The 23,292-nt window shown below is 42.0% G+C and carries 28 protein-coding genes and 1 pseudogene; 6 read left to right on the top strand and 23 right to left on the bottom strand.

The annotated features are described in order from the left end of the window. Positions 1-9: 9 nt before the first annotated feature. The 9 genes and pseudogenes from CL181_RS12180 to CL181_RS12140 all read right to left on the bottom strand — a co-directional run bounded on the left by CL181_RS12180 (position 10) and on the right by CL181_RS12140 (position 6,257). The gene (locus tag CL181_RS12180) at positions 10-618 is read right to left on the bottom strand and encodes a hypothetical protein (RefSeq protein ID WP_097299583.1); all 609 of its coding nucleotides are present in this window, start codon (positions 616-618) and stop codon (positions 10-12) included. A 233-nt stretch (positions 619-851) separates the two neighbouring features. Beyond that, entirely contained in the window at positions 852-1,382 is a 531-nt protein-coding gene (locus tag CL181_RS12175) for a hypothetical protein (RefSeq protein ID WP_097299582.1), read from the bottom strand. Position 1,383: 1 nt separating this feature from the next. Further along, positions 1,384-2,574, bottom strand: a pseudogene (locus CL181_RS21195) (S-layer protein domain-containing protein). A gap of 301 nt (positions 2,575-2,875) precedes the next feature. After that, a complete protein-coding gene (locus CL181_RS12160; RefSeq protein WP_141398894.1) occupies positions 2,876-3,301 on the bottom strand; it encodes a hypothetical protein in 426 nt (141 codons plus the stop codon). Continuing rightward, positions 3,262-3,411, bottom strand: coding sequence for a hypothetical protein (locus CL181_RS20455; RefSeq protein ID WP_176505202.1), 150 nt, complete (start codon positions 3,409-3,411; stop codon positions 3,262-3,264). The genes CL181_RS12160 and CL181_RS20455 overlap by 40 nt, the downstream gene beginning before the upstream one ends. A 53-nt stretch (positions 3,412-3,464) precedes the next feature. After that, the gene (locus CL181_RS12155) at positions 3,465-4,430 is read right to left on the bottom strand and encodes a hypothetical protein (RefSeq protein ID WP_097299578.1); all 966 of its coding nucleotides are present in this window, start codon (positions 4,428-4,430) and stop codon (positions 3,465-3,467) included. Beyond that, on the bottom strand, positions 4,420-5,007 hold the full coding sequence (locus CL181_RS12150) for a MarR family transcriptional regulator (RefSeq protein WP_097299577.1): 588 nt from the start codon (positions 5,005-5,007) through the stop codon (positions 4,420-4,422). Before CL181_RS12150 ends, CL181_RS12155 begins: the two co-directional genes overlap by 11 nt. A 25-nt stretch (positions 5,008-5,032) precedes the next feature. Then, positions 5,033-5,239: a hypothetical protein gene (locus CL181_RS12145; RefSeq protein WP_097299576.1), complete on the bottom strand. Its 207-nt coding sequence runs from the start codon at positions 5,237-5,239 to the stop codon at positions 5,033-5,035. 31 nt (positions 5,240-5,270) lie between these two features. Next, positions 5,271-6,257 (bottom strand): DUF4367 domain-containing protein, encoded by a 987-nt coding sequence (locus CL181_RS12140; protein WP_176505201.1) that lies wholly within the window; start codon positions 6,255-6,257, stop codon positions 5,271-5,273. Between the two features lie 180 nt (positions 6,258-6,437). Between CL181_RS12140 and CL181_RS12135 the strand changes: the two genes are divergently transcribed. Next, positions 6,438-7,157: a winged helix-turn-helix transcriptional regulator gene (locus tag CL181_RS12135; RefSeq protein WP_097299574.1), complete on the top strand. Its 720-nt coding sequence runs from the start codon at positions 6,438-6,440 to the stop codon at positions 7,155-7,157. A gap of 129 nt (positions 7,158-7,286) precedes the next feature. Here CL181_RS12135 and CL181_RS12130 read toward each other — a convergent pair whose 3' ends face one another. After that, positions 7,287-7,973 carry a thymidylate synthase gene (locus CL181_RS12130; protein WP_176505200.1) on the bottom strand — a complete coding sequence of 229 codons (687 nt, stop codon included), beginning with the start codon at positions 7,971-7,973 and terminating at the stop codon, positions 7,287-7,289. 159 nt (positions 7,974-8,132) lie between these two features. Here CL181_RS12130 and CL181_RS12120 point away from each other — a divergent pair, with 159 nt between their 5' ends. From CL181_RS12120 to CL181_RS12110, 3 genes are read left to right on the top strand one after another with little or no spacing between them, the layout of a single operon-like run. Next, the gene (locus CL181_RS12120; RefSeq protein ID WP_097299571.1) at positions 8,133-8,348 is read left to right on the top strand and encodes a DUF4258 domain-containing protein; all 216 of its coding nucleotides are present in this window, start codon (positions 8,133-8,135) and stop codon (positions 8,346-8,348) included. Beyond that, positions 8,345-8,563, top strand: a complete 219-nt coding sequence (locus tag CL181_RS12115; RefSeq protein WP_097299570.1) for a DUF2283 domain-containing protein — start codon at positions 8,345-8,347, stop codon at positions 8,561-8,563. Before CL181_RS12120 ends, CL181_RS12115 begins: the two co-directional genes overlap by 4 nt. Positions 8,564-8,587: 24 nt before the next feature. After that, positions 8,588-9,379 carry a hypothetical protein gene (locus CL181_RS12110; RefSeq protein ID WP_097299569.1) on the top strand — a complete coding sequence of 264 codons (792 nt, stop codon included), beginning with the start codon at positions 8,588-8,590 and terminating at the stop codon, positions 9,377-9,379. A gap of 10 nt (positions 9,380-9,389) precedes the next feature. On the opposite strand, the gene gltA is transcribed toward CL181_RS12110, so the two are convergent. The 11 genes from gltA to trmY all read right to left on the bottom strand — a co-directional run bounded on the left by gltA (position 9,390) and on the right by trmY (position 18,646). Further along, positions 9,390-10,763, bottom strand: coding sequence for an NADPH-dependent glutamate synthase (gltA, locus tag CL181_RS12105; RefSeq protein WP_176505199.1), 1,374 nt, complete (start codon positions 10,761-10,763; stop codon positions 9,390-9,392). Further along, positions 10,757-11,602, bottom strand: a complete 846-nt coding sequence (locus CL181_RS12100; protein ID WP_097299567.1) for a sulfide/dihydroorotate dehydrogenase-like FAD/NAD-binding protein — start codon at positions 11,600-11,602, stop codon at positions 10,757-10,759. Before CL181_RS12100 ends, gltA begins: the two co-directional genes overlap by 7 nt. 120 nt (positions 11,603-11,722) lie before the next feature. Further along, a complete protein-coding gene (gene thiL, locus CL181_RS12095; protein WP_097299566.1) occupies positions 11,723-12,679 on the bottom strand; it encodes a thiamine-phosphate kinase in 957 nt (318 codons plus the stop codon). Positions 12,680-12,756: 77 nt separating this feature from the next. Then, on the bottom strand, positions 12,757-13,554 hold the full coding sequence (locus CL181_RS12090) for an HAD family hydrolase (RefSeq protein WP_141398893.1): 798 nt from the start codon (positions 13,552-13,554) through the stop codon (positions 12,757-12,759). 52 nt (positions 13,555-13,606) lie between these two features. Further along, positions 13,607-14,365, bottom strand: a complete 759-nt coding sequence (rsmA, locus tag CL181_RS12085; protein WP_097299564.1) for a 16S rRNA (adenine(1518)-N(6)/adenine(1519)-N(6))-dimethyltransferase RsmA — start codon at positions 14,363-14,365, stop codon at positions 13,607-13,609. Beyond that, entirely contained in the window at positions 14,362-14,952 is a 591-nt protein-coding gene (locus CL181_RS12080; RefSeq protein ID WP_097299563.1) for a DUF655 domain-containing protein, read from the bottom strand. Before CL181_RS12080 ends, rsmA begins: the two co-directional genes overlap by 4 nt. A gap of 80 nt (positions 14,953-15,032) precedes the next feature. After that, positions 15,033-15,383 (bottom strand): RNA polymerase Rpb4 family protein, encoded by a 351-nt coding sequence (locus tag CL181_RS12075; protein ID WP_097299562.1) that lies wholly within the window; start codon positions 15,381-15,383, stop codon positions 15,033-15,035. Positions 15,384-15,394: 11 nt separating this feature from the next. Next, positions 15,395-15,685, bottom strand: coding sequence for a 50S ribosomal protein L21e (locus CL181_RS12070; protein WP_097299561.1), 291 nt, complete (start codon positions 15,683-15,685; stop codon positions 15,395-15,397). 28 nt (positions 15,686-15,713) lie between these two features. Beyond that, positions 15,714-16,952 (bottom strand): tRNA pseudouridine(54/55) synthase Pus10, encoded by a 1,239-nt coding sequence (locus CL181_RS12065; protein WP_097299560.1) that lies wholly within the window; start codon positions 16,950-16,952, stop codon positions 15,714-15,716. A 39-nt stretch (positions 16,953-16,991) separates the two neighbouring features. After that, positions 16,992-17,831, bottom strand: a complete 840-nt coding sequence (locus CL181_RS12060) for a hypothetical protein (protein WP_097299559.1) — start codon at positions 17,829-17,831, stop codon at positions 16,992-16,994. 233 nt (positions 17,832-18,064) lie between these two features. After that, positions 18,065-18,646 (bottom strand): tRNA (pseudouridine(54)-N(1))-methyltransferase TrmY, encoded by a 582-nt coding sequence (trmY, locus tag CL181_RS12055; protein ID WP_097299558.1) that lies wholly within the window; start codon positions 18,644-18,646, stop codon positions 18,065-18,067. Positions 18,647-18,769: 123 nt separating this feature from the next. On the opposite strand from trmY, the gene purH reads away from it, so the two are divergent. After that, positions 18,770-20,374: a bifunctional phosphoribosylaminoimidazolecarboxamide formyltransferase/IMP cyclohydrolase gene (gene purH / locus CL181_RS12050; RefSeq protein WP_097299557.1), complete on the top strand. Its 1,605-nt coding sequence runs from the start codon at positions 18,770-18,772 to the stop codon at positions 20,372-20,374. Here purH and CL181_RS12045 read toward each other — a convergent pair. Beyond that, positions 20,371-21,729: a sulfatase-like hydrolase/transferase gene (locus tag CL181_RS12045; protein ID WP_097299556.1), complete on the bottom strand. Its 1,359-nt coding sequence runs from the start codon at positions 21,727-21,729 to the stop codon at positions 20,371-20,373. The genes purH and CL181_RS12045 overlap by 4 nt on opposite strands. 259 nt (positions 21,730-21,988) lie before the next feature. After that, positions 21,989-22,183 carry a hypothetical protein gene (locus CL181_RS12040; protein ID WP_097299555.1) on the bottom strand — a complete coding sequence of 65 codons (195 nt, stop codon included), beginning with the start codon at positions 22,181-22,183 and terminating at the stop codon, positions 21,989-21,991. 180 nt (positions 22,184-22,363) lie between these two features. Here CL181_RS12040 and CL181_RS12035 point away from each other — a divergent pair, with 180 nt between their 5' ends. Then, entirely contained in the window at positions 22,364-23,095 is a 732-nt protein-coding gene (locus tag CL181_RS12035; protein ID WP_097299554.1) for a glucose-6-phosphate isomerase family protein, read from the top strand. Positions 23,096-23,292: the final 197 nt, after the last annotated feature.

Raw genomic sequence — 23,292 nt, 5'->3', positions numbered from 1 at the left:
ATTTCCTCCTTACTTTATTAATCTCCACCAAACAGCCAGAATCCCTGCAATCCCAATAACCATCCCAAATCCGGGCGCCTCCAGGCTTGCCTGCGCTGCTGGGGTTGCAGCATCCTGTGGCGGCATCGCATCTTCTACGCGGCGCAAGAAGTCCTTCAGTGATACTTTCTCACCACTTCTATCAAGCACCTCCTCATTTTCAACGATATACTTACCCTGCGCCCAACCTGCAACGCTGAACTCACGTCCTGCCTTTTTCAGGAAAACCAGCACCTTCTCATTCTTCGTGAAATCCGGGGCATCTTCCACCCAGACGGTAAAACCCCATTTGCTTCCTCCTTGAGTGATTATTGTCAGCGTTTCCTGCCCTTCGCCGCCTTTAATATAGTTTTCAACAGAAAGCATTACATACGTATTAATTGGAGTCCTTCCCTGACTCCACCTGCTCTCCACATCTTTAATGTCTCCTATAACGATTACGTCAGCCTCTTTTGTCAGGTCTTCTACGCTCATTTTTACCATCAAAGCTGATGCTACAGGTGTGGCTGCAAAAAGTATGAAAAGTAAAAGCACAAACGATACATGGATAAATTGTAACTGATCTTTCATCTTTATCATTTCAATCCCTTCTTCTACCGAAAATCTGTTTTAAAATCATGTAGAATTTTAAACCCCTTGTGTATTTATCTGGCACTGTATCCTCTGAACGTATATTTTCAAGACTGTAATATATAATTTCTGTGACAATCATCTACGTGTTGAACTTATAAAAGATTTTCTTAAATTACGGATTGATTCGTAGTTATAGCAATCTCTTTTAATATCCAACTTGCTACAGCTGCATGTTCCCACTATACTGTGGCAAATCCGATTTCATAATATTCTTCACCCAATTTAACGAATCTGGAACCTTTCTGATCGAGGAAATCATCGGTTCTCTTCCATTCTTCCGGCTTTACTTTCACAGTACCCTGGCTTCTGATGGCTTCTTTGAGTGCAGGATATTGATTTAATTCTTCCTCAGTTATAATAACGAAATTTTCAGGCGTAGTTTGTAATCTGTGAGCGGCAATCCATTTAGCATTTGCGTCACTATATGCGCCCAACGCGAAAAAAGCAACAGATATCAGGAACATTGCCGCAAAAGAGATCACAAGCCCATTCAAAATAAAACCAGGCGAGCGTTCTTTGGATATAACTAATCCTGCTACCAGCAGGATAACGTAGGTAAATATCATGAAAGATACTGCCTCAGTTCCGTGTATTCCAATCCCATATATTTCGCTTAAAATCCCAAGCAGGAAGCCGCTTATGTAAAATGAGAGGATACCAATTGAAAGGAATAAGAGATATTTCCATCGTCTAATGATCGTGTTATTCATGCTATCTCCCCCATTTAATTGGATAAAATAGTAAACCAGTTTCAGAATTCTCTACCTGAATACTGATATCCCCCATCAAATGGACAGCATTTCCAGGAGACAGATCAATCGGTTCTTTATTCCTGAGTTCAATTGTACCGTTTTTAACAGAAATTACTTCCATGACGCCGGAGGTATCGCCTTCCCTGATCCTGGCAATATCCTGGGACCTGAGCCATGTATATTTGAAATAAGCCGCATCCGTATATTGTAAACTGTCAACTCTTGAACAATATATCATAAAATTTGGAATACTATCGCTCAAGTTCATCTAATAAGTGAAAATTTTACCCGATCCATACTGCACCATGATTATATCAACGAGCGTATTCGAATCCTTGAAGAGAGTAAGCCACGATTGTCTGCCAGCCAAATCTCTTGCACTAATTGAGTTGGCGATTAACCTGTATCCTTCTCCCAATTCCCAAGATCCGCCAATGGTCAATTCTTTTTCCTCTGTTGCATTCTGCTCAAATATTATCTTCTCAAGCCTGTTCCCCTGCAAATACACATGCTTCTCTCCCAGCCAGCCTGCTGTTTGATACAATCCATCCGTACCTTCTGGAGTCAAGTTTGCCTGAGCATAAACCTGATATTTTAAAGGCACTGGTTTTGTCGTGTATATCAGGTTGTGCTTTTCTATCATTCTATAGCTGTTGTTTAGTATGCTTTGATTTATAACCAGAGTCTCGGTAGAAGCGCTTGTATCTGGATCGTGCCAGAAACCCTTGAAATTCTCAGCATCCCATTTTTTTGTTAAATTACCCGATGCCTCATCAAAAGCCTGACCAGGGAAATATTGTGAAGGGGCAGATTTTAAAGTAGGTGCAATAGCGACAGGTGAAGTGGATTTGTCTACTGTTATCACCTCTGCGACAATCCAGTAAGGACCTGAACAACGTTCACCTGGCAGTTGCGCGGAATAACCTCTGGCTACGCGTCCGTCCGGCGTTTCATCAGCACCCCCGCCAACTTTTATTTCATCTCCCACGCGCGCCACAATCTTGCCAGTGCTGTCAATAACCTGAAATGTTCCGTTATCGGCGCTTAATGAAAAACCATATGGCCATACAAGCAAAAAGCTGCCAGCACGAAGACAACCGTCTTTTATTATCAATTCTTCCGGATTATCTGCTCCTAATAACGCCTGCATATAACTCGTAGCAGGCTCCTTTTGCGTTGGAAAGAAAGGAGCAGATAATACACTAACATTATCTGGTTGATCTTGAGATATTTCTTTAACGAAACTTTCGCCACCCCATAACACGCACTCTGCCTCAATAGGGCCGTTGCCATCATACACCCTTATGCTGCGAACAAGCAAGCCAGCTTTCTCGCACTCTTCAAAAGTAGTAATCTTTGCATTCAAATATCCGAATATACCAGCAAGAGTCCCAACCATGAAAAGTAATAAAAAAATTGTTAATCTCTTTTTTGTATTGCCTATCATATTTTTATTTCCTCCTTGCGCTTAATATCTGCCAGACAGCCAGAGTCCCTACAATCCCCAAAACCCTCCCAAACCCGGGTGCCTCCGGACTTGCCTGCGCTGTTGGCGTGGGTACTGGCGTCTTGGTTTTCATCTGCACAGATTCCACAGGCACTTCAATTATCGTAACGCCACTTTCGGGTATAGACCAGTTGAGCGCCAGCCGGACAGCGTCAATATTCGCGCCAACAAATATGTTGTCGGCTTTGATTGTTAAAAGCGGCACTTCTGAGCCATCCGGATTCTTTCCCTTGTAGATGTAAGATTTACCGGTTTCAAATCTGGCATCCCCAAGATCTTTATTCTGATAGGAAAGAGAAATCAATATGAACCCAGGCGTTGCTGTTTTATCTACAGATTTAATAGAGAGATTCCAGCCGTCTTTTCCCATGTGCTGCCGACCGGCAGCATCTTTTCTTCAGAGAGTGCAGAAGCTGCCATGTTTGAGAATATACCGAAAGCGAATATTCCAAGCAGCACATATACGACGAGTTTATTCATAATTCCTCCTGATGTCTTTTTCGAATATACTTAACATTCAATTTTTCTCTTTATTACCGCTCACTTCTGAACCTTCTATACGGATACGACAGCTCATAAGTCGGAGGGGATGAAGGTATCTTCATTTCAGAACTTATAACCTGGTCCACCCACGTTGCGGTTACAACCACTTTGTATCTATCTCCCATTTTGCCTTTTACCACAACAGGAGACCTTGCATATTTCTCTGTGGAAGATTCACCCTCAGCAAGCTCAATAACTACGATGGGTGAATATGTATCGGTCTGGGTATCTATTTTTGCCCCCGTCACCGGGTCGTAGGTGAAAATACGGTTCTGCCAGATCACAAGGGGTTGAGAGGAATATGGTATGTCTTCCTCACTGTGTAAAGAATATCCTCTTGTAACCGTTTTAACTGTTGCATTTGTTACTTCATCAATTACCGAGATATTGACTGCAACACCCGGAGCGTAGCCTTTTCCTCTTAGCTGCAAATAACCATAAACAGAGTGTATTTCATTGGTTCCATTTCTGCTTTCATATTTCTCAAGAAGCACCTCAATTGTTGGCTTGAGAACATTGAGTTCGATCGTTCTTGAATCTGCGAGTTTTCCCAGCTGATATACATCAACTTCGACTGTTTGTGTTCCAGCTAGCTGGTATCCAATCTGGGCATCTATCCTGTTACTTCCCGGTTTTAATCTGACCTCTTTTTGAGGTTTCTCGGTTGCATTTATTTGCAACCAACTGGAATTGTCCTCCACCCAAAAGATAGATCCTTTTAAGCTCATTCCTTTTTCATCAACAAACGCGTTTTTCACGTTTATGGTTACATTTACATCCTCTGAAGCATTATTTTGCAAGTTAATTGTCAGAAAACTCAATTGTTCTATTACGAGTTCTTTAGGCTCTTCCAGGCTTGAAATGCTGACGTTTGACGGGCTAAAATACCAGAATAACACCGCCGCAGATAGCATCACAACTGCTATTATCGCCCCTGTCATCATCTTATTTTTCATTATTCTCACCTCGCAACTTGCCAGCCAGGGCAACCTTATTGGTCAGACCATACTGCTTTTTCAGCACCAAACCTCTCTTTTCAAGGTCGGTCAGCATTCTTGAGACTTTTGCTTTTGAGAAATTCAGAGAAAGCACAAGTTCATTCTGAAGCATCTCGCCGCCGTGGTCTGCGATCTCCTTAACCAGTTTCTTCTCATCCCCTTCCAGTGCTGTTAAGACAGCCTCGATCAATAGCGATTCTTCTTTGACATCTGCAGATGCAGCTATATCCGTATGGGAAACCTGGATTTCCACTGGTTTTTCCGTCGTTATCATGTCTTTGACCTCGCTTTTTCCTGCTGCAAGCAGAGTTGTGAAGATATACGAGAGCATCATGCCGCCGACTGCCGAACCGATGACCAGGACGTAAGCATCGTTCTTGGTATAAGTGTAAGGAAGTTCAAGGATTTTGAAAGTTCCATCGTTTATCTGGATGATCGACGGCTTTGTGGCAAGCAGCATGCTTGTGACGATAACGCCTGTTACCATCAGAACAGCCCCTGCAAGTACCATTGTCCCTGTTTTCCTTGAAATCATTGAACTTGCTCCTTAACCTGAGCTCTCAATTGTACCTCCTTTTAAATAAATAGATTGTATATAGAATTCCTATTGCAAGCGTTGCGCCAAAACCCGGCGCTCTGGGAGTTGTTGCTGTTATGGATTCTGTTATCTGTGGTACTGCTGTCAGGGTTGGTTCAGGAGACGATCGCTCAGGTAGCTCCTGAATGGACTCGTTTTCAAGGACATTCCTGTCAAAAAGCCATCTCATAGCCGCATCACGATAAAAATCCAATGACAGGTCATTTGATAGACCTTGCCATTTTTACCATTTCTTCCATGCTTAGCGATGTGCCTTTGAAATCACTCTCGTTGTATGATTGACTGCTTATGGCTAAACTGAGATTGCCTATTTCCCAGTTCAGTGACTTTACACCATCTGGTTCCTCAAGGAAATGTCCCTGTACCCCATTTATATCTATGTATTTCCATTTGATGTTTGATGTGCTTTCAGGAAAAGTTGTATCTTCCTTTATGGTCAGTGATTCTCTTAAGTTAAGGATCTCATTTTTGGCGAAAAACTCATCTCCCTTTATGTAAAAAATGCTTGACTGTTCAAGTTCCACAGAAGTACCCCTGAACCTTGTTCCTGTAGTCTGCGCAGTGTTCATCCTGTATCCTTCCGGGATATAAGTTGGCTGAAGAATACTAAAGGATACTTTAGTCTGTGCTTCTGCGATAGCCTCTTCCGGTGTCTTTTCCCTGACAGACTTCGCGATATTTATCATATCTTCTTTGCCAAGAGAACTGCTTGTCTGGTTCTGACCTTTGTTTTTCCAACTGGAGATGCTAAGACTCAGGTTTCCTATCTTCCAGCCCAGGAGCTTTATGCCATTCTCTTCAGAATATCGGCCTTCAATTCCATTTATATCTACGATTTCCCTGGTGTCTTCGGGTAAAGTGGATAGTTCTGTGTTCTGTATGGTTTTTATCACTATTGTCTCTTTGATGGTTAACTGCTCATCTCCATTTTTATAGGAGAACGATGCCAAATCGAGATCTTTCGCAGCACCTCTGAACTTTTTTCCTTCCACGCTCTCGAAATTATAGCCGGCGGGAATATACATTGGCTCGATAATCCTGAATGAGACATTAGATTGAGCATACTGGATTTCTCCTTTTATATCAATCTGGGAAATCTCTGTCTCTCCAAAACCCAGTGCAACTGCTGCAAGAAGTATCCATGCAACCGTTATGATGGATATTCCGATCAGTATTGATTTCTTCATTTTATCACCTGTATATTTATAGCGCATTTGCGCCTGAGTTTTCCTACGGGTGAAACAATAGATACATTTTATGCATGACTACATTCGAGACGTTGCATATAATTGAAACCAGCGTTTCAGGATAATGATTATTGCATTAACTTTATATATTTTCTGTGACAATCCCCTGCAAATCCTGATATGAAACAATGGACAGCTTTAATACTGATATTATTTCTGGCTTTTAACCATGTTGCTATCGCCGATACCGGCGGCTATACGGTTGAGCCACATGCACTACAGGATGGGCTGACAGACTCCAGCGGCGCTGATGCAACCGTCACCTTCTGGGACCTTCCCCTGTGGATTCAAATCGCCTGGCTTTCAGGATTAATATTCGCTTTTCTGGGTTCATTCAAGATAATTCCTCTTATCCTGGGGGGATTCAAAAGAATATTAAGGTCTAATGCACTGGATAACAAGAATCGGTTGAGTATGTATACCTTTATCAAGGAAAACCCTGGTATCTATTTCAGGGAGCTTATTTCAGAATTGAAAATCAATAAAGGCACTGCTGAGTACCATTTAAAAAAATTGGAAATGGCCGGGCTGATAACCAGCCTTCAAAATAAAACATACAAACGATATTTTTTAAATAACTCAGCCTTCTCCAGTTCGGAACAGGCGGTGCTATCTGCCCTGAGAGAAAACACGCCAGGGAAGATCTTAGTAACCCTTCTTAAAAATCCTGGATTATCATACGGAGAAATTGCCATTGCTATAGGAATCAACCGATCTACCGTAGCTTCTCATATGAAAACAATGATAAAAAACGGAATTGTAAAATCAGAGTATGCAAGCACTACCCTAAAACACTATATTTCCTCTGAATTCCTGCCTGTTGTCCGGAAATACGTATAACCTCATGAGCAAAATGTTAACCCTCACAGCATTCTTTCAAGCTTGTGCATATAGCTCCCGGGCATGAGGAGGATAACATTTAATACTCCCTGCCATATCTCAAAGTTCAAGAAAGAGTACGAGAAATAATTACCTCATCATCTGCGGGCTCTTTGGCAATGGTTTTACTTTCGATGCAGCTTCCCAGTCCGCTTCATAAATATGCAGTGAGTTACAGAAATCCACGACCTTGACGAGTTTGAGATTATTGGGCTCCAGGACTTCCCTTCTGATCATTGTAACAAGACCTACCATATTGCTGTTCCAGGCTGCAAAAAGGTCCCGCGAGCGCCACATGCAGTGCATTTCCGCATTCCCCTCGCCAATTGCCCTTACCCAGATTCTTTGCAGGCAGGGCTGGTCTTCCGGAACAAAAAGGTCGCGCTCCGGTATCCATGTGATTGCCTGCCGCCTTCTTGAAACACCCTTTGGCAAAAGATCTTTTATTGCTTTTAGCTGGTCAACATCCTTACCTCGCGAGGGATAATTTATGAGCCTGTCCATGTAATTATACTCAAAACCCTGTTTTTTCCAGTCATAATCCCTTTCCCACTGCCGCAGATACTCCTTCACATGCAATTCCTTTGTAGGGAACTGCGGATGCAGCATGGGTTCTGCAAAAGGCTCGCGAATTTCAATGACCGAACAGATATCCTTTGACATGGGGCCATACTCCGTTTTTATTTCCATGCCGTTTTTCATGACAAAATTCACAGCCTGCGCCCATGCATCCGCAAGACCGAATGCCTGAATAAGGTTTGTGGGTGGATATTTCATGCTCATCTGTATTTCCTGAATGTGATATTAGGCTTGCGATGGGAATATCTATTCCTGAATCTGAATTCTATGCATATGTATATGGATTTGGAAGATTTGTAACAAAGTTATTTAAAGGGCAGTTGAGAATAAACCTAAAAAAATTAAAATTAAATCAACATGATAATCACTAAGCATGCCCTTTCCAGGATGCAGCAAAGAGGAATAGATGAAAATATTGTAGCTTCTGCCATCCTGAACCCTGATGAAGCCAATGAGAGCTTTGGAAAGCGTAGATTGGCAAGAAAAATAATAGGCGATAAAACTCTCGAAGTAGTATATATAAAGGAAGATGATATTATAGTAATAACCGTTTATTGGTTAGAGGAAACATGAATATAACGTATGATAAAGATGCCGATTGCTTATATATCCAATTCCAGCAGGGCAAGGTTCAAAAGACAAAGAAAATTGAAGAAGGCATCATGGTAGATCTTGACGATAAAGGTAGAATATTCGGAATCGAAATCGTCGGAGTATCGGAAAGAATGTCTATTGCTTCTCTTGGTAAAATTAACATCGATATGCCAGTTGAAGGGGTTCCAGCATAAGTACAATTGTCAGGATTTTAATAAATGCAAAATCAATATGTTTGTGATATAGGGGACTTTGGAAAATATGGATTACTAAATTCGTTGTGCATATCTGAATTTGATAATTTCCATCTTTCACTTGGTGTAATTTGGTATCTCGTACCAAATGAAAACAATAATGATGGAAAGCATATAAAATATCTCGAACAATCTTCGGAAAATGAAAACTTTAGAAATTGTGATCCTCAATTGTATGATGGACTCGCAAATATTTGTCATGATAAGGGAAGAGATATATCGTATATCCGTGAGGGTGGAATTCTACCTATAAGCACTATTTTTTGCGAAGAATTCCTTAATTTTGAAGGCATGCCTTCTAATAGCCCAAAAGCGCGCAAACTGCGGATTGAACATCGAAGGAAATGGATACAAGGAGCTTTTGATGCAACAGTTGATTGCAGAATTATCTTCATAGATCCTGATAATGGACTTAAGGTTCGGAGTGTAAAGCGTCATAATAATCGAGGCCCAAAATATGCCTTCTTTGATGAACTTACGCCTTATTATGAAAGAGGTCAAAGTCTGGTTATTTATCAACAACGTCAACATACTCCTGCAGAAAGGCAATTCAAATTACATTTTTTTCAAATAAATGAACATTTCAAGGGCTGCAACGGTGCATTTGCTCTGCACTATCATCGAGGAACAAGTAGAATTTTTTTCGTGATCCCATCAAAAAATCACGAAAATATCCTGTTTGAAAGGGCAAAGCATTTTATGAAAGGATCTTGGTCTAAACACTTTGAATTATTAGAATCAAAAGATTTCATTTAAAGTCCTGAAATTATTTCCCCTTCAAATACTCATCAATCGCCCTTGCTGCAATCTTACCCGCGCCCATTGCGCTTATCACAGTTGCTGCGCCTGTAACTGCGTCGCCTCCTGCGAAAACTCCTTCTTTTGTGGTCGCGCCGTTTTCTTTTGCGATGATCGTCCCGTGCTTTGACATCTCAAGCCCTTTCGTGGTCCGCGGCACAAGAGGATTCGGGGATGTCCCGATAGCGATTATTACAACATCCGCCTCGATTTTATGTTCCGACCCTGCAAGAGGCATTGGTTTACATCTTCCCGACTCATCAGGCTCGCACAGGTACATATTGATGCATTCAATATCAGTGACCCAGTTTTTGGCATCGCCATTGAGTCGCACTGGATTTGTGAGGAGCCTGAATTTGATGCCTTCTTCTTTTGCATGCTCAATTTCCTCGGCCCGCGCCGGCATTTCTTCTTCTCCCCGCCTGTAAACAATCGTGACCTCCAAAGCCCCGAGCCGCAGGGCGCACCTGGCTGAGTCCATTGCCACATTGCCCCCGCCTACGACAACCACATGTTTGCCTTTCTTGATCGGTGTATCGTAATCCGGGAATTTGTAGGATTTCATCAGGTTTACACGCGTCAGGAATTCGTTGGCCGAATAAACGCCATTCAAGTTCTCTCCGTCAATATTAAGGAACACTGGCAATCCTGCGCCAGTTCCGAGGAACACGGCGTCAAAATCAGAGAGTAATTCATCGACAGTATCAATTTTCCCGATCACAGAATCAAGAAGAAGCGTAACTCCGAGTTTTTGGACATACTCCACCTCGGCGCGAACGATATCTTTCGGAAGCCGGAATTCCGGGATCCCGTATGTGAGAACACCTCCTGCAGCGTGGAGCGCCTCAAAGATCGTAACCGAATGACCCACTCTTGCAAGGTCTGCGGCTGCTGTTAGTCCGGCAGGCCCTGAACCAACGACCGCGACTTTCTTTCCTGTTGGCTCTGGCTTTTTGGGTATTTCCGCTTTCAATTTACGCTCATAATCCGAGACAAAGCGTTCAAGCCTGCCTATAGATACCGGTCCTCCCTTCTTGCCAAGAATACATAATGCTTCGCACTGGCTTTCCTGGGGGCATACACGCCCGCAGATCGCAGGAAGTGCGTTCACGCTTTTAATCTCTTTTATCGCGCTGTCAAAATCACCTATTGATACATACTTGACAAAATCAGGTATCCTGACTTCAACGGGACAGCCCTCGATGCATTTTGGTTTTTTGCACTGGAGGCATCTTTTTGCTTCTTCTATTGCCTGCTCCCTGGTAAAACCCAATGCAACTTCATTGAAATTAGAGCGGCGGACTTTCGGGTCCTGCTCTGGCATCTCCTGGCGATCTAACATTTGCATCCCTCCCTCTCACATTTATATTTCTCAAATGCAATCTTTTCCTCAGGCTGGTAGATAGCAAGCCTGTTCATGAGTAACGTGAAATCCACAAGATGCGCATCAAATTCCGGCCCGTCCACGCATGCAAACCTGGTTTCATTGCCGACAAGCACCCTGCAGGCGCCGCACATACCTGTCCCATCCACCATTATTGAATTAAGACTGACTATTGTCTTAACATTAAATGGCTTTGTAACACCAGCCACAGCCCGCATCATTACTGGCGGACCTATGGCGATCACCCTATCCACTTTTGTTCCACTTTCAAGTATTTTTTTAACAATATCAGTCACAAAACCATGGTGGCCTTTTGAACCATCATCCGTTGTAATATACAGTTCATCGCTGAACTCTCTCATTTTATCTTCCCATAACAGGAGATTTGCACTTCGTGCGCCGATGATGGAGATTACTTTATTCCCGGCTTCCTTAAAAGCCCTGGCCTGCGGGAAAACAGGTGCGACACCCACGCCTCCGCCCACGAGGATCACTGTTCCTTCATTTTCAATATGGGCCGGATTCCCCAGCGGCCCGATGAAATCCAGAAGATAATTACCTTCTTTCAGTGTTGACAATTGTGTGGTTGTTTTTCCCATTGCCTGGAAGATCATCGTAATAGTTCCTTTTTTCCTGTCAAAATCAGCGATCGTAAGAGGTATCCTTTCACCTGTCTCATCAATCCTCAGGATGACGAACTGTCCGGGCTGTGCTTTCCTGGCAATACGGGGAGCGCTTATATCCATCAAATGGATCGCAGGAACAAGTTCCTGTTTCTTTAAGATCTTAAATGGCATTTTTTCATCTCTATAATAAGGCTCTAAGTGGGTTTGGAATATAAAAATTATCCGTTTCTTGATTCATAATTATCGAAAAGTTTTTCGATAAAAAAAGAAAATCAGCGGGTACGAGTTATATCAGAAGTGCTCAAACCCGCGCCCCTTAAGTGGTTCGATCCCATTTGATCTTTCAATGAAAATGCCTTCTTTTATGACCTCCCCTATTACGGTAAATGAGCAGGCATTCCTGGCTTTATTGATCTTATCAGGCGGAACTGTGAATAATAACTCAAAATCCCCGCCAGTAAAAACAACAGCCTCAAACAATTCATCGCCTTTTAATTTTTTTTTGACATCCATGAGAACCGGAAGTTTATCTTCATATATTTTGAACCCCACGCCGCTTGCTTTTGCAAGATCATGAATTGATAACGCAAGCCCATCGCTTATATCCATCATCGATGTTACAGCATGTGTTTTTGTAAGTGCCATGCCTTCATCTATTCTGGGTATGGGTTCAAAGAGGGATTTTAGTATTTGCTGGCCTGCATTAATATTTTTTTTCAATAAAATCAGTGCGGCTCCTGCAGTACCAAGATTTCCTGTTACGCATACAAGGTCTCCCGGATTTGCCCCGCTTCTTCTTATAAGTAAGTCTTTATTTACAAGTCCAAGCGCAGTCCCTGTCATCGTTAATTCCTCATGTGAATCCATATCACCTCCGATGACCTGTGTACCGAAACTTCGCGCGCAAGTATCCATACCTTTTATGATATCATCAAAAAAATCAAGCTCTGTATCGGGGGGAACACCAATAGCCATTAAAATCCCAAGTGGCTTAGCTCCTTTTGAAGCAAGATCGCTCAGGTTTACAGCCACCGACATCCATCCTATCTGCCAGCCTGACATCTGCTGTGGAAAATCCGTCTTTCGATGAAGCATATCGGTTGTCGCAAGAAGATAATCGTCTCCTCCTATATCGAGAACAGCGCAATCATCATCACCTGCGCCAACCACCGTATTTTTTCCGGGTTTTGTGAGTAATCCTGTAATATGTTCAATTAAGACGCGCTCGTTGAGTTCACGGATTTTCATTTGGTGATAATTTGGTTTATATACGTTATAGCTTTTCCACACGATTATGTGATTATGAAGTCTGGATAATTCACATGCTACATTTTTTCCACTATCCCGATTATCTCCTTGATATCATTTATTACAATATCCGCTTCCTCGCAAAGAAGAGGAGGACACTCCCCTGTCTGCTGTATAGAGAGCACACTTAGATCAGCAGCGCGAAATGCAAGGATATCATTGATACCATCCCCCACCATTACTACTTTATCATATTGTTCTTTCAATCTTTTCACGATCCCCTCTTTTTTCTTTGGCGTTGATATTTCATATACGCATTCAAGAGGAACACAGACGTTTTTTGCAAGCGGCTGGAGGTTTCGCATACTGTCACCCGATGCTATATATACGGCTATGCCCTGGTCTGTAAGGTTCTGTATCACAGAACAACTGCTGGAGTAGATTTTTCCACCTGTGCAGATGACATACTGGATGCTTCTTGTTTCCACATCGATTATGAGCCCAACGCCCATATAGAAAATATTCTTGCATCTTTGTTTGACAGCAGCCATCACATCCTGAAGATCAGACATTGTTGCCTTTGTATCGCTTTTCACAACCGATAAGGCCGTATCGCTATCCACCTGGGCCCTTGAGCAGCCAACATCGATGCCTATGTTGTATTTATCTATAAAATCGGAAACCAGCATACCTGGAGGGCATTTTTCGAGCCTGTTAGAATCGATCTGCATTACAAGAAGCGCGCAATATGGTTTTTTACCAACAAGTTCTGTTGAAACGACCTCATCTAGAATAGCGCCAGTATTTACGTTCTTTGCCACCCGGTACATGCGAAGCAGTGTTCCTGCACTGTCAAAGACCACAGCAATTTTCATAGCCCTACACACGTTTTTATGAATAATTACCTTTTCTAAGAAAACAGGGTATTTAAATTTTCTCCTCAAAAAGAATGTCAGATAGTTTTGCCAGTTCCTCCGGAGAAATGGTTTCCGCCCTCCTGTCAATCATATCAGGAGGCAGTTTTTCCAGCGCTTTATCACTGATCCCAAGAAATGCTGCATTATTTAATATGGCGTTCTTAAGTTTTTTTCGTCTCTGTGAAAAAGCTGCTGTTACGAATTTCATGAAAAAATCCACGTCATTCACTTCATAAGGGGGAGGTTGCGGTACAAGCCTGACAATCGCTGAATTGACTTGAGGAGGAGCACTGAAAGCCAGCCGTGGCACGACTTCCATGATCTCAACATTTGCCCGATACTGGACTGCTATCGAAAGCCGGCCATAATCCTTACTGCCTGGTATAGCAACCATTCTTTCTGCAAATTCATGCTGATACATAAGAATACCCATATCGAATTTATTTTCCAGCAGTTTGAAGGTCACAGGTGATGAGATTGAATAAGGCAAATTAGAGATCACTTTATTAAAATGGGGAAAATCCTGTTTCATCGCATCCCCTACAATAACTTCAACGTTATCAAACCTGTTCAGGGAAGATGCGAGTTCCGGATCAACTTCAATCGCGATGACTTTCCCTGCCTTGCGTGCAAGTTTTTCTGTCAGGTTACCGAATCCCGCGCCTATTTCAAGAACAGTATCCAAACTATTTAAATTTCCGTACTCGGTGATCCTGCCAAGGACGTGTTCATCAATTAAGAAATGCTGGTCCTTTTTATACCATTTCATCTTCTGGGGGGCATAGGGGTTGTAAAAACACGATATTTAATATTATCGTCCTTCAATTCATCCAGAACCCTGTGCGCAATAAGTTTTTCAGGAGCATGAAGACCTTTTACCCTTTCAACAAGATTCTTGAAACTTTCAAATTTACCCTTCTTTTTCTCTTCTATTATTCCCCACATGAGCTTCTTTCCAATTCCTGGTAATAGCTCAAGCATATGAAGACGCGTTGTTATCGGATATGCATCATTAAAGAAAGCCAAAAACCGGATTTCATTTGCAAGAACTATTTTTTCAATAACAGCGGGAAGCTCCAGCTGTGCTCCATGGGTAAGCTCATTATAAGTGATACGCCTCTTGACATGATCGATAACAGGACGATCTCCATCCCCGATATAAACTTTATCATAGACATTAGGGACTACATTCTCTTTAGGTATAAGCTCCATCAAAACAAAATGTTTTTCCCCGATTGCATGAATAAGGGGCTTTTTTTGATACATCGGGCGGGAATCATCAGAACGCCCATAATGTAGATAATCCAGAATGTAAGCTGTGTCTTCTTTTTCTTGCCTTTTTCCTAGGGTTATCATCAAATACCACTCGCTTTGGAATTTCTCTAATTCAAACTGTTAATATATAGAAAGATGTTTATATAGTTTTATAATTAGTTTCAGGTATATTTCATCACTAGCTCAAGAATATCCTTCAGTTCTTTTTCACTCAGGGTATATCGTTCTTTCGCATAGATCGACCTGACCTCATCATTGGTCAGAGGAAGGATATCGACTATCCTTACAGCTATCTCCGGTTTCATTTTTTCAAGTTTTAATAACTCGTTCATTAATTCCCGGGATTTCCCTGGTTCCAGCCTGGCAAACATTTCAGCATGAGAGATCGCCTTACGCAACTCATATCCGAGTTCCTTGTCTTCCTTTGCCCTCTCTTCTCTAACCTCTTCAAGCAGGCTCCTTACCTCGCCAAGAGTCAAAATATCTTCACTGATTATCTGCTTCACTAACATTGTTTCACCAGTTAGTTCTGGGGGGTTAAATGCTCTGGAAGAATGATAACTTCTTTCATCAGTCCGCCATCCCTGACTTCAACAATATAGGCCCGGCCACGCTGGGTCATGACTTTTCCGGTCCTGCCCTGGAATTTGGGATGAGGCATTCCATTCTGGATGCTCGGGTCAAGATCAATGTTCACAATGTCTCCCTCATGGAACTCCTGGATCGCCCTGCTGATCGGTGATAATCCTTTTTCTCTGACTGTTTTCTTTAATTTATATCGTGATTTTCTTCTTGTTCCGTGGGTTTTTGCCATAATATTTCTCCGAACTATGATTGTTATTTTATCCTACTTTAATTACTTCAAGTTCAATAACTTTTGCCTCGCTTCCTGTCAGTGAAGCTACACTGGGTATTGTGCGCCCGCCATCGCCAGAAACCAGCTCCTTGACATATAGTCCGCCTTCACAATTAATGACGAGGACAGCAGTATTTTCATTATACGATTCGAGTTCGACCGAGTGTACCTTTCGTACTCGTTCAAGGTCCGCGCGCCTGTGAAGTACTCTGGTGGGTGTTTTCTGTTTGATGAGAGTCTGGCTTATTACGTTAATGGATGATTTAAGTTTTTCCTCTGTTGTATTGTGGGTGACCTTGAGACGATATACTTTATCCGCTTTCATGGATTTTAGCTGTTCAACAGTTTCACTCTCAACGAATTTTAATCCAAGCACTTCGATCTTACCCTGTGCACCACGGTTTATTCCGGCTTCCAGGGCTTCCAGGTCAAGACTCCTGATATGGGGTCTTTTTGCCTCAACAACAAATGGCCGCCCATCCCCAAGCATAAGGGCATCGATATCCTCGCGCCCTGCGCCATGAAAAGCAGTATCTGCGCATCGCGCTGCTGACATTAGATGCGGCTTTATCAATTCATCCACTGATTCCTGGTACATCTTTCCGGTATTATCGCATCGTTCACATCCTCTCCCTCCGCATTCCCGGCATGGCCACCTTGTCTGGGGTATTCCGCGGATAAGTTTCCGATACCTGCCGTAGATGTAAAGCGAATTTATTTCTACATCAACAGTATCATTTTCAAGGTCAAGAAGCACCACAACCTGTGGTTTTTTAAGGTTTGCCCTCTTTCCCGTAAGTTTTTCTATCCTTTTCCCGACTTCCCGGTTCAATTCTGTCTTCAAAGGTTCGGCAAACGTAGTCCCGCTTTCTGCCCACAGGATCTCTTCATTCTCAGCAAGAAGTCCTGTAACCTTTGTTCCTACCAGGAAATTATTATATTCATAATCCGAAAGAACCTCAATAGACTTTGTTACCCACGGATCTATTTTCAAAAAAAGATTATTGCATACCCAGCATTTTATTTCACCCCTGCTTCTGGCAAGCTCATCCTGCAGTTCTTTGTCTTTTTCTGCTCCTGCATGCATAGCAAGCACAAGTTTCAGTGCGGCCCCGCGCATGTCATTGGAAAGCCCGGTGGAAAGCTTTGCGAACTGCCTGCCCAGGCAGTGGTCGCATATCGGACCTTCATGAACGATCTTACGGGCTGTATCAAGGATTGTCATCTGGCTCACATTATGCATGGTGTTCTAAATATGTTTCCATTACCAGGCTTTATAATCCCCGAAATGCTTATTATCAAATTCAAAAACAGGTCTTGCAGTTGATTTGTCTTTTTTCTCTATGAACTCAGTGGCTGACTGCTTCTCATTAAAACCAGTACTCACTAACGCTGTAGTTGTCAAAAAGGTCTTGTCGTAAGCCTTATATTCAGTCCACCCATCCCTGTATTGTCCCATATATCCAAGAACAGCTTTAGAAGGAATAACTTTCTTCATAAAACTTGAATTTTCCTTAACAGATAGTTCTCCGCTTTGCATCATACTTGTGACTGTAACCATCCAGCCATCGCAGTCATCCTTCATTCCATTGGTCAGGTAATATTCGGGCATGACCCACGCATCTTCGTCCGGAGGGTAATGGAACTGATCATTATCTGAAACATATGTATTGATAAATGGCTCATCCGTCCACTGGAGAACATTGCCTTCCGTATCAACTCTCAGCGGAACCGGTTTGTTCTTATATCGCAACCTTCCATCATAATCTATGTATAATTTTGAAGCATAGTACTTTACCCATTCATTATCCGGATCAATATATGAAGCAGGATCACTTGCATGCCAGATATCGTGGTCTTTATTGATCCGGTAGGGCCTCATAGCCGGTATGGATGCTGGTTCAGGATATGTTATTTCCATTGGTTCAGGAAGCAGAGCGGCCGTAGTTTGTAATTGAATATCAGCAGCCGCCCAGGCAGGTGTTTCAGGTTCTGGCAATACAATATTTGCTCCTTTTACAGCCTGGGATTGCGCGCCCACAAATACGAGCTGAAGCGCAAGTATTCCGGAAAGGATTAATACCGACGCGGTTAATAGATTCATCGCTCTCTCCAAAGGGGGCCTGGGCAGTGCCACGTTTGGCGACAGGACACTGCTCAATCTTTTTTATTCGGGTCTTATGAAAAACGTAAACCATCTTTTCTTAAAACTGGTTACATAATCATAAGTATTATAATAAACAACAATATATTGTTAATCCGTTTTAAAACTTTCCATCAAAAAATATAAAAAATATAAAAATTATGAAACCTGTTGGCCTGACGATCTGAAAGTAACTATTTCCTATCCATCTCGTTATGCAATAATACGATGCAGTGGTCTGCATGCAAAGAGAGCGGCCCTACGCTGATTATTTCAGGATTATATCCCGCAACTATTCTCTCCTCATCCTCAGTCAAACCCAGATGGTCTCCAAGTAAAAATAAAGGACCTAAAGCTTCACCGAAATTCTTTTTGCGGATATCTTCGCCATCTTCCCGTAAATATATGATTTTCTTATCCAGCTCCTTTAAAAGAATATCCAGATCTCCTTTTCTCACGCTAACTCCTGGCGTGGATTCAGTCCAGAAATCCTGTGCATTCTTTTCAAGCGCTTTTTTTATTAATGATGCGGCGCTTCGTTCATCAGGACTCAGGTACCTGACCGCGCTGCCATCAAAACATATCAGTTTTGGGGGGGATGGTTCACCTTTCAGTACAAGAAAAACACGAACATCTCTTCTCAGATCATGAGAAAGAAATAGCGCGGCATTAACGCACCTGCACAGGATGTCCATGCGCCCGGCAGCCCCTGGAAGGTCGTTGAGGGAAAACGTTCCTGTGACTGCTTTATGTCCGATGATTATAAAATCTTTCATGTAAGGGAGAAATGCCTGAAGCATATTAAATGTATATTAAGATTTGGAAGATGACGAAAATTCAATTTTCATCGTCAGAAAAACTTATAACTTTGATTTTCCATTAAGGTAAGGTGATATTTTCTGCCCAAGAAAGCTTTAATTAGCGTTTCTGATAAAAATGGTATAATTGATTTTGCCTCCGGGCTCGCCAGATTCGGATTTGAGATTATTTCGACAGGCGGGACTTACTCGGTATTAAAGAAAGCCGGGATAAATGTAAGAGATGTTTCCGATATTACGGGATTCCCTGAGATGATGGACGGTAGAGTAAAAACACTTCACCCGAAAATCCACGGCGCTATTCTTGCATTACAGGATAAACCATCCCATGTAAAGGATGCCAGGGAACATGGTATTGAATTTATTGATATCGTGGCTGTTAACCTTTACCCATTTGAAAAAACAGTGGAAGGTAAAGCAAACCTTGAAGATGCTATTGAAAATATAGATATCGGAGGACCGGCTCTTGTAAGGGCTGCTGCAAAAAATTACAATCATGTAGCTGTAATTACTGACACAGCAGATTATCCTTTGATCCTGGAAGAACTTAAAAAAGGTGCTATAAGCCCTGAAACTAAGAAAAAGCTTGCAGTCAAAGCTTTTAGAAGAATTGCAGATTACGATTGCGCGATTGACACATACTTAAGCTGCGCCCTTGGGAATGAAGATATCCTTCGCATGAAATTCGTTGGAGGAACAACTCTCAGGTATGGTGAGAACTGGCACCAGAGCGCGAAATTTTATAAAGAGCCCGGCGTAACAGAACCCACGATCGCAAATGCAAAACAACTGCATGGAAAAGCGCTTTCTTACAACAATTATGTGGATGCGGAAAGCGCCCTGAATGTGGTTCTCGGATGCAAAAAGAAAATAGCAGTTTCGATCGTAAAACACAGCAATCCATGTGGACTTGCAACTGGCAATACCTTGAAGGAAGCGCTGTCAAGGGCATGGGACGGGGATCCTGTTTCATCGTTTGGCAGTATAATCTGCATGACCCGCAAACCTGATCTTTCTGCTCTTGAATTTTTAAAAGGCAGGTTCGTGGAACTTATTATCGCCCCGGGATATGATGAAGAAGGGCTTTTTTACCTCAAAAACAAGAGTAAAGACCTTCGTATCCTTGAATTATCAATGGATGATGGAAAGCCGCTTGAGAATACATACCGCTATATCGTGGGAGGAATGCTTGTCCAGTCAAGGAACCGGGGATTATATGAAAAATGGGATGTTGTGACGCAGCATCAATTTCCCGAAGAAAAGAAGGGACTTTCTGAGTTTGCATTGAATGCCTGCAAATATACAAAATCAAATGCAGTAGTTATTGCCAGGGAGTATGAAAAAGGATGTTACCAGATACTTGCGATAGGTGCTGGACAGCCAAACAGGGTGGATTCGATAAAGAAACTGGCTGCCACAAAAGCAAGAGAGAACCTGAAGATCCTTTATGAAAGGGAAAAACCGGATATAAGCGAGGATGAATTTGTTAAAAACATCATGAGTGAGTGCGTCATGGTATCAGATGCATTCTTCCCGTTCGATGACAGCATCATTCATTCAGCCGGGAATCATATAAGGTACATCGTGTCCCCGGGAGGCTCGATAAGGGATAAGGAAGTTATTGCTACGGCTAACAGGCTGGGAGTATCGCTTGTGTTTACGGGTATGAGGCATTTTTACCATTAATCCTTGATCCGTCTTATGATAATCAATCCTGCAATATTAACTATCAATATGAGAATAATTGCTATCAATCTCCTGTTACTGATATTGAATGAACTCTCCGGTTTTTTAAAACTGAATTGTTTATCAGAATCAAGCGACACTATTTCTTCAAATGTACCGCCATCTCCTGTTGCTTTCAGGGTATAACTTGAATTCAGGGGGAGGCCAGAGAAAATAAGTTCGGAATCCGAGCGCTCGGATAGTTTCTGGTCATTATTCCATAATGAGACCTGGTACTTCGAATCAGCTTTTACATAGATACTGGCATATTTTTTTATATTGATGGCATTGCCATCTCCGTACTGGAGATTATCTGGAAGGTCAAGCACACCCAGAAGCGTGGGAGCGAGGTCTTCCTGTTGATATTCACCCCCGATGATTCCCGTTACAGCATTCGGGGAGAGTATTACAAGAGGTATTTTCAGGCTTTCAATCTTTGTTGAATATTTATCGGAACTATGACCTCCACGTCGTGAATTCATTGTTGCAAAAGACATGCCATGATCTGCTGTCAGGAAGAATGCAATATTATTGTCAAGCGCTGTTTTATAAAGGGGATAGATATCCGAATCAAGGCTCTCGATCAACTTCATGTAATCATCATCCCCCATATTATGTCCTCCGCTATCAATTGCTCCGATATTCACGGTCAGGAGGAATCTCCGGGAGGGATGTTTTTTTATCATGTCTGAAGCTGCGGCATTTGCAGCATCAATGCCCCATCTGTTATATGCAGAATATTTATCCACACCTTTTTTATCATCAAGATAAGCAGGAAGTTTCATCTTCCACTCATACATCAGATCATAAACGCCATCAGGCGCATTCTTTGTTTGCATTGACATCAGGGGCTCATCAATAGAATTATTTTCCGCAAATAGAATTATATCCTGTTCGCTTCGCATATTCATAAAATCCCCTCTTTGCATTATAGCAAGATTTACAAAGCCATGTTCTCTTGTGATGTCAAATATTGTTGCCCCCGGATAACCCACAGTCTCCTCATTTGCATCAGAAAAACCTGTTACGATCATAGAATGCGCAATACCCGTTACAGGATGTTTTGTCCTTATATCCGCGATCCTTGCCCCGAATGACAGGTTCCCGGTCTTTGCTTTTGAAAGAAGAGAGCCGTCTAATGCCAAAGGTGAAGTTTCAGGATAATAATATGAAGAGCCAAAACCATCAACTATGAAAAGGATAGCGCTTTGCGGTCTTTTCACTTCGTTCAATGTTACCTCAGATACCGCTAATGCGGTGTATGGTGTTGAAAATAATAATATACATAATAATATAATTACAAAATTTTTTATCATATGGCGCTGATTAGCGGGAATAAAATAAAAAGATTGCGCAACACAAATGAATAACACAATTCCATACAATAATCATCACTAGTGTCCTGTCAAGGCTAAATTGTCAAATGAGATCGAGATAATTATAGTTTTCCGCAAATTATATAAAAAACGTGATCAACTGTTATGGATGCGGCGCAATTGTGGCATGCAAGAATTACTATGTTCAGCTTTTGAAAAAATTAGCCGCAGATGAACGCAGATGAACGCAGATTTAATGCTACGGTTTTTGAAAAATAATAACCCCAAAACCATATTCTCCCACGCGCCGAATCGTTCCCGAAGCATACACATATGAGAAACTTAAAAATAGGAAGAACGCTAAATCCCACGAACCGATAAGATGCACTGGATTTGATGCTACAAATCTGCGTTCATCTGCGTTTATCTGCGGTTTGTTTTCTTCAGACCCCATAGCAATCAACAGAATCTTTTTCCAGAACTAACAATGTATTTTCTTCAGGAAAAAAAGTCTTCATTTTTCAGAAGTTTGCGGAATACTATAGATCATTTTATTTCGGTTATTTGTTGCTAATTGACACTTGACAAGACACTAGGTAGAATATATATAATAAACTACACCAATTAGTGTATAATGGAGTCGATATCGGATATCATATCTAAGGGTGTTAAACCGGGTGTACGCAGGCTTTTTGACATGAAAGATGTCATTTATGACCGCAAATGGCTTTCAAAAGCAGAAAATTCGGAATTATATTATATGTACCGGGAGCTGTCACTGAGCAAAAAAGATGCCGCTGCCATGAAAGAACATGGCCTGAGGTACGATATCACAGTAATCCCGCCTCAGATGCTGGGAAATGAATTTGTAAAAACAGCAGGTCATTACCATCCTCTTGTTCCCGGAACGCAAATCACGTATCCTGAAATATATGAAGTACTGGGCGGCGAAGCAACGTATATACTGCAAAAACCGGATAATGAAGGAATAAATGATGTGATCCTGGTAAAAGCAGGTGCAGGCGATAAGGTAATAATCCCTCCAGGCTACGGGCATCTTACCATCAATGCATCAAATAAAGTATTGAAAATGGCTAACTGGGTGGCGCGCGACTTTGAGTCCATATACCAGCCAATAAAAGAAAAGGGCGGAGGCGCATATTTCATTCTGGATAAAGGAATGGTTAAAAATCCGCGATATGAACATGTGCCTGAAATTAAGCCTGGCAAACCCGCAAATCTTAAAGAAATAGGATTGCAGAAAAGCAAAGAGATGTACGGGCTCGTGCGGGATTTAAAAACACTCGAATTCCTCACAAAACCTCATGAGTATGCATGGGTTTTCGAAGAAGTGCTTGGTGAATAATTGCAATAGATTCTAATTTTGGGCGGGATTTTTAAATAAGCGGGATATTTACCGATCCCATGATAAAGGTCTCGGATATTACTATATGTCAGCCTAATGTACGATATAAAATTTGCTTCAATTTATGTTGGTAATTATCCTGTTGTGCTCGTGACAAGAAGTTACATCGTGCATTGCCGTGCGCTATCCCTTCCGTT

This window comes from Candidatus Methanoperedens sp. BLZ2, from assembly GCF_002487355.1.
Taxonomy (GTDB): Archaea; Halobacteriota; Methanosarcinia; order Methanosarcinales; family Methanoperedenaceae; genus Methanoperedens.
The sequence above is the reverse complement of the archived record's forward strand: the minus strand, read 5'-3'. Positions and strand labels throughout refer to the sequence as shown.

What these genes read in the sequence shown, in the direction of transcription:
- CL181_RS12180 (WP_097299583.1), bottom strand. Translation starts at nt 618, where the DNA reads ATGATAAAGATGAAAGATCAGTTACAATTTATCCATGTATCGTTTGTG.
- CL181_RS12175 (WP_097299582.1), bottom strand. Translation starts at nt 1,382, where the DNA reads ATGAATAACACGATCATTAGACGATGGAAATATCTCTTATTCCTTTCA.
- CL181_RS12160 (WP_141398894.1), bottom strand. Translation starts at nt 3,301, where the DNA reads ATGGGAAAAGACGGCTGGAATCTCTCTATTAAATCTGTAGATAAAACA.
- CL181_RS20455 (WP_176505202.1), bottom strand. Translation starts at nt 3,411, where the DNA reads ATGAATAAACTCGTCGTATATGTGCTGCTTGGAATATTCGCTTTCGGT.
- CL181_RS12155 (WP_097299578.1), bottom strand. Translation starts at nt 4,430, where the DNA reads ATGAAAAATAAGATGATGACAGGGGCGATAATAGCAGTTGTGATGCTA.
- CL181_RS12150 (WP_097299577.1), bottom strand. Translation starts at nt 5,007, where the DNA reads ATGATTTCAAGGAAAACAGGGACAATGGTACTTGCAGGGGCTGTTCTG.
- CL181_RS12145 (WP_097299576.1), bottom strand. Translation starts at nt 5,239, where the DNA reads ATGAGATGGCTTTTTGACAGGAATGTCCTTGAAAACGAGTCCATTCAG.
- CL181_RS12140 (WP_176505201.1), bottom strand. Translation starts at nt 6,257, where the DNA reads ATGAAGAAATCAATACTGATCGGAATATCCATCATAACGGTTGCATGG.
- CL181_RS12135 (WP_097299574.1), top strand. Translation starts at nt 6,438, where the DNA reads ATGAAACAATGGACAGCTTTAATACTGATATTATTTCTGGCTTTTAAC.
- CL181_RS12130 (WP_176505200.1), bottom strand. Translation starts at nt 7,973, where the DNA reads ATGAAATATCCACCCACAAACCTTATTCAGGCATTCGGTCTTGCGGAT.
- CL181_RS12120 (WP_097299571.1), top strand. Translation starts at nt 8,133, where the DNA reads ATGATAATCACTAAGCATGCCCTTTCCAGGATGCAGCAAAGAGGAATA.
- CL181_RS12115 (WP_097299570.1), top strand. Translation starts at nt 8,345, where the DNA reads ATGAATATAACGTATGATAAAGATGCCGATTGCTTATATATCCAATTC.
- CL181_RS12110 (WP_097299569.1), top strand. Translation starts at nt 8,588, where the DNA reads ATGCAAAATCAATATGTTTGTGATATAGGGGACTTTGGAAAATATGGA.
- gltA (WP_176505199.1), bottom strand. Translation starts at nt 10,763, where the DNA reads ATGTTAGATCGCCAGGAGATGCCAGAGCAGGACCCGAAAGTCCGCCGC.
- CL181_RS12100 (WP_097299567.1), bottom strand. Translation starts at nt 11,602, where the DNA reads ATGCCATTTAAGATCTTAAAGAAACAGGAACTTGTTCCTGCGATCCAT.
- thiL (WP_097299566.1), bottom strand. Translation starts at nt 12,679, where the DNA reads ATGAAAATCCGTGAACTCAACGAGCGCGTCTTAATTGAACATATTACA.
- CL181_RS12090 (WP_141398893.1), bottom strand. Translation starts at nt 13,554, where the DNA reads ATGAAAATTGCTGTGGTCTTTGACAGTGCAGGAACACTGCTTCGCATG.
- rsmA (WP_097299564.1), bottom strand. Translation starts at nt 14,365, where the DNA reads ATGAAATGGTATAAAAAGGACCAGCATTTCTTAATTGATGAACACGTC.
- CL181_RS12080 (WP_097299563.1), bottom strand. Translation starts at nt 14,952, where the DNA reads ATGATAACCCTAGGAAAAAGGCAAGAAAAAGAAGACACAGCTTACATT.
- CL181_RS12075 (WP_097299562.1), bottom strand. Translation starts at nt 15,383, where the DNA reads ATGTTAGTGAAGCAGATAATCAGTGAAGATATTTTGACTCTTGGCGAG.
- CL181_RS12070 (WP_097299561.1), bottom strand. Translation starts at nt 15,685, where the DNA reads ATGGCAAAAACCCACGGAACAAGAAGAAAATCACGATATAAATTAAAG.
- CL181_RS12065 (WP_097299560.1), bottom strand. Translation starts at nt 16,952, where the DNA reads ATGACAATCCTTGATACAGCCCGTAAGATCGTTCATGAAGGTCCGATA.
- CL181_RS12060 (WP_097299559.1), bottom strand. Translation starts at nt 17,831, where the DNA reads ATGAATCTATTAACCGCGTCGGTATTAATCCTTTCCGGAATACTTGCG.
- trmY (WP_097299558.1), bottom strand. Translation starts at nt 18,646, where the DNA reads ATGAAAGATTTTATAATCATCGGACATAAAGCAGTCACAGGAACGTTT.
- CL181_RS12045 (WP_097299556.1), bottom strand. Translation starts at nt 21,729, where the DNA reads ATGATAAAAAATTTTGTAATTATATTATTATGTATATTATTATTTTCA.
- CL181_RS12040 (WP_097299555.1), bottom strand. Translation starts at nt 22,183, where the DNA reads ATGGGGTCTGAAGAAAACAAACCGCAGATAAACGCAGATGAACGCAGA.
- CL181_RS12035 (WP_097299554.1), top strand. Translation starts at nt 22,364, where the DNA reads ATGGAGTCGATATCGGATATCATATCTAAGGGTGTTAAACCGGGTGTA.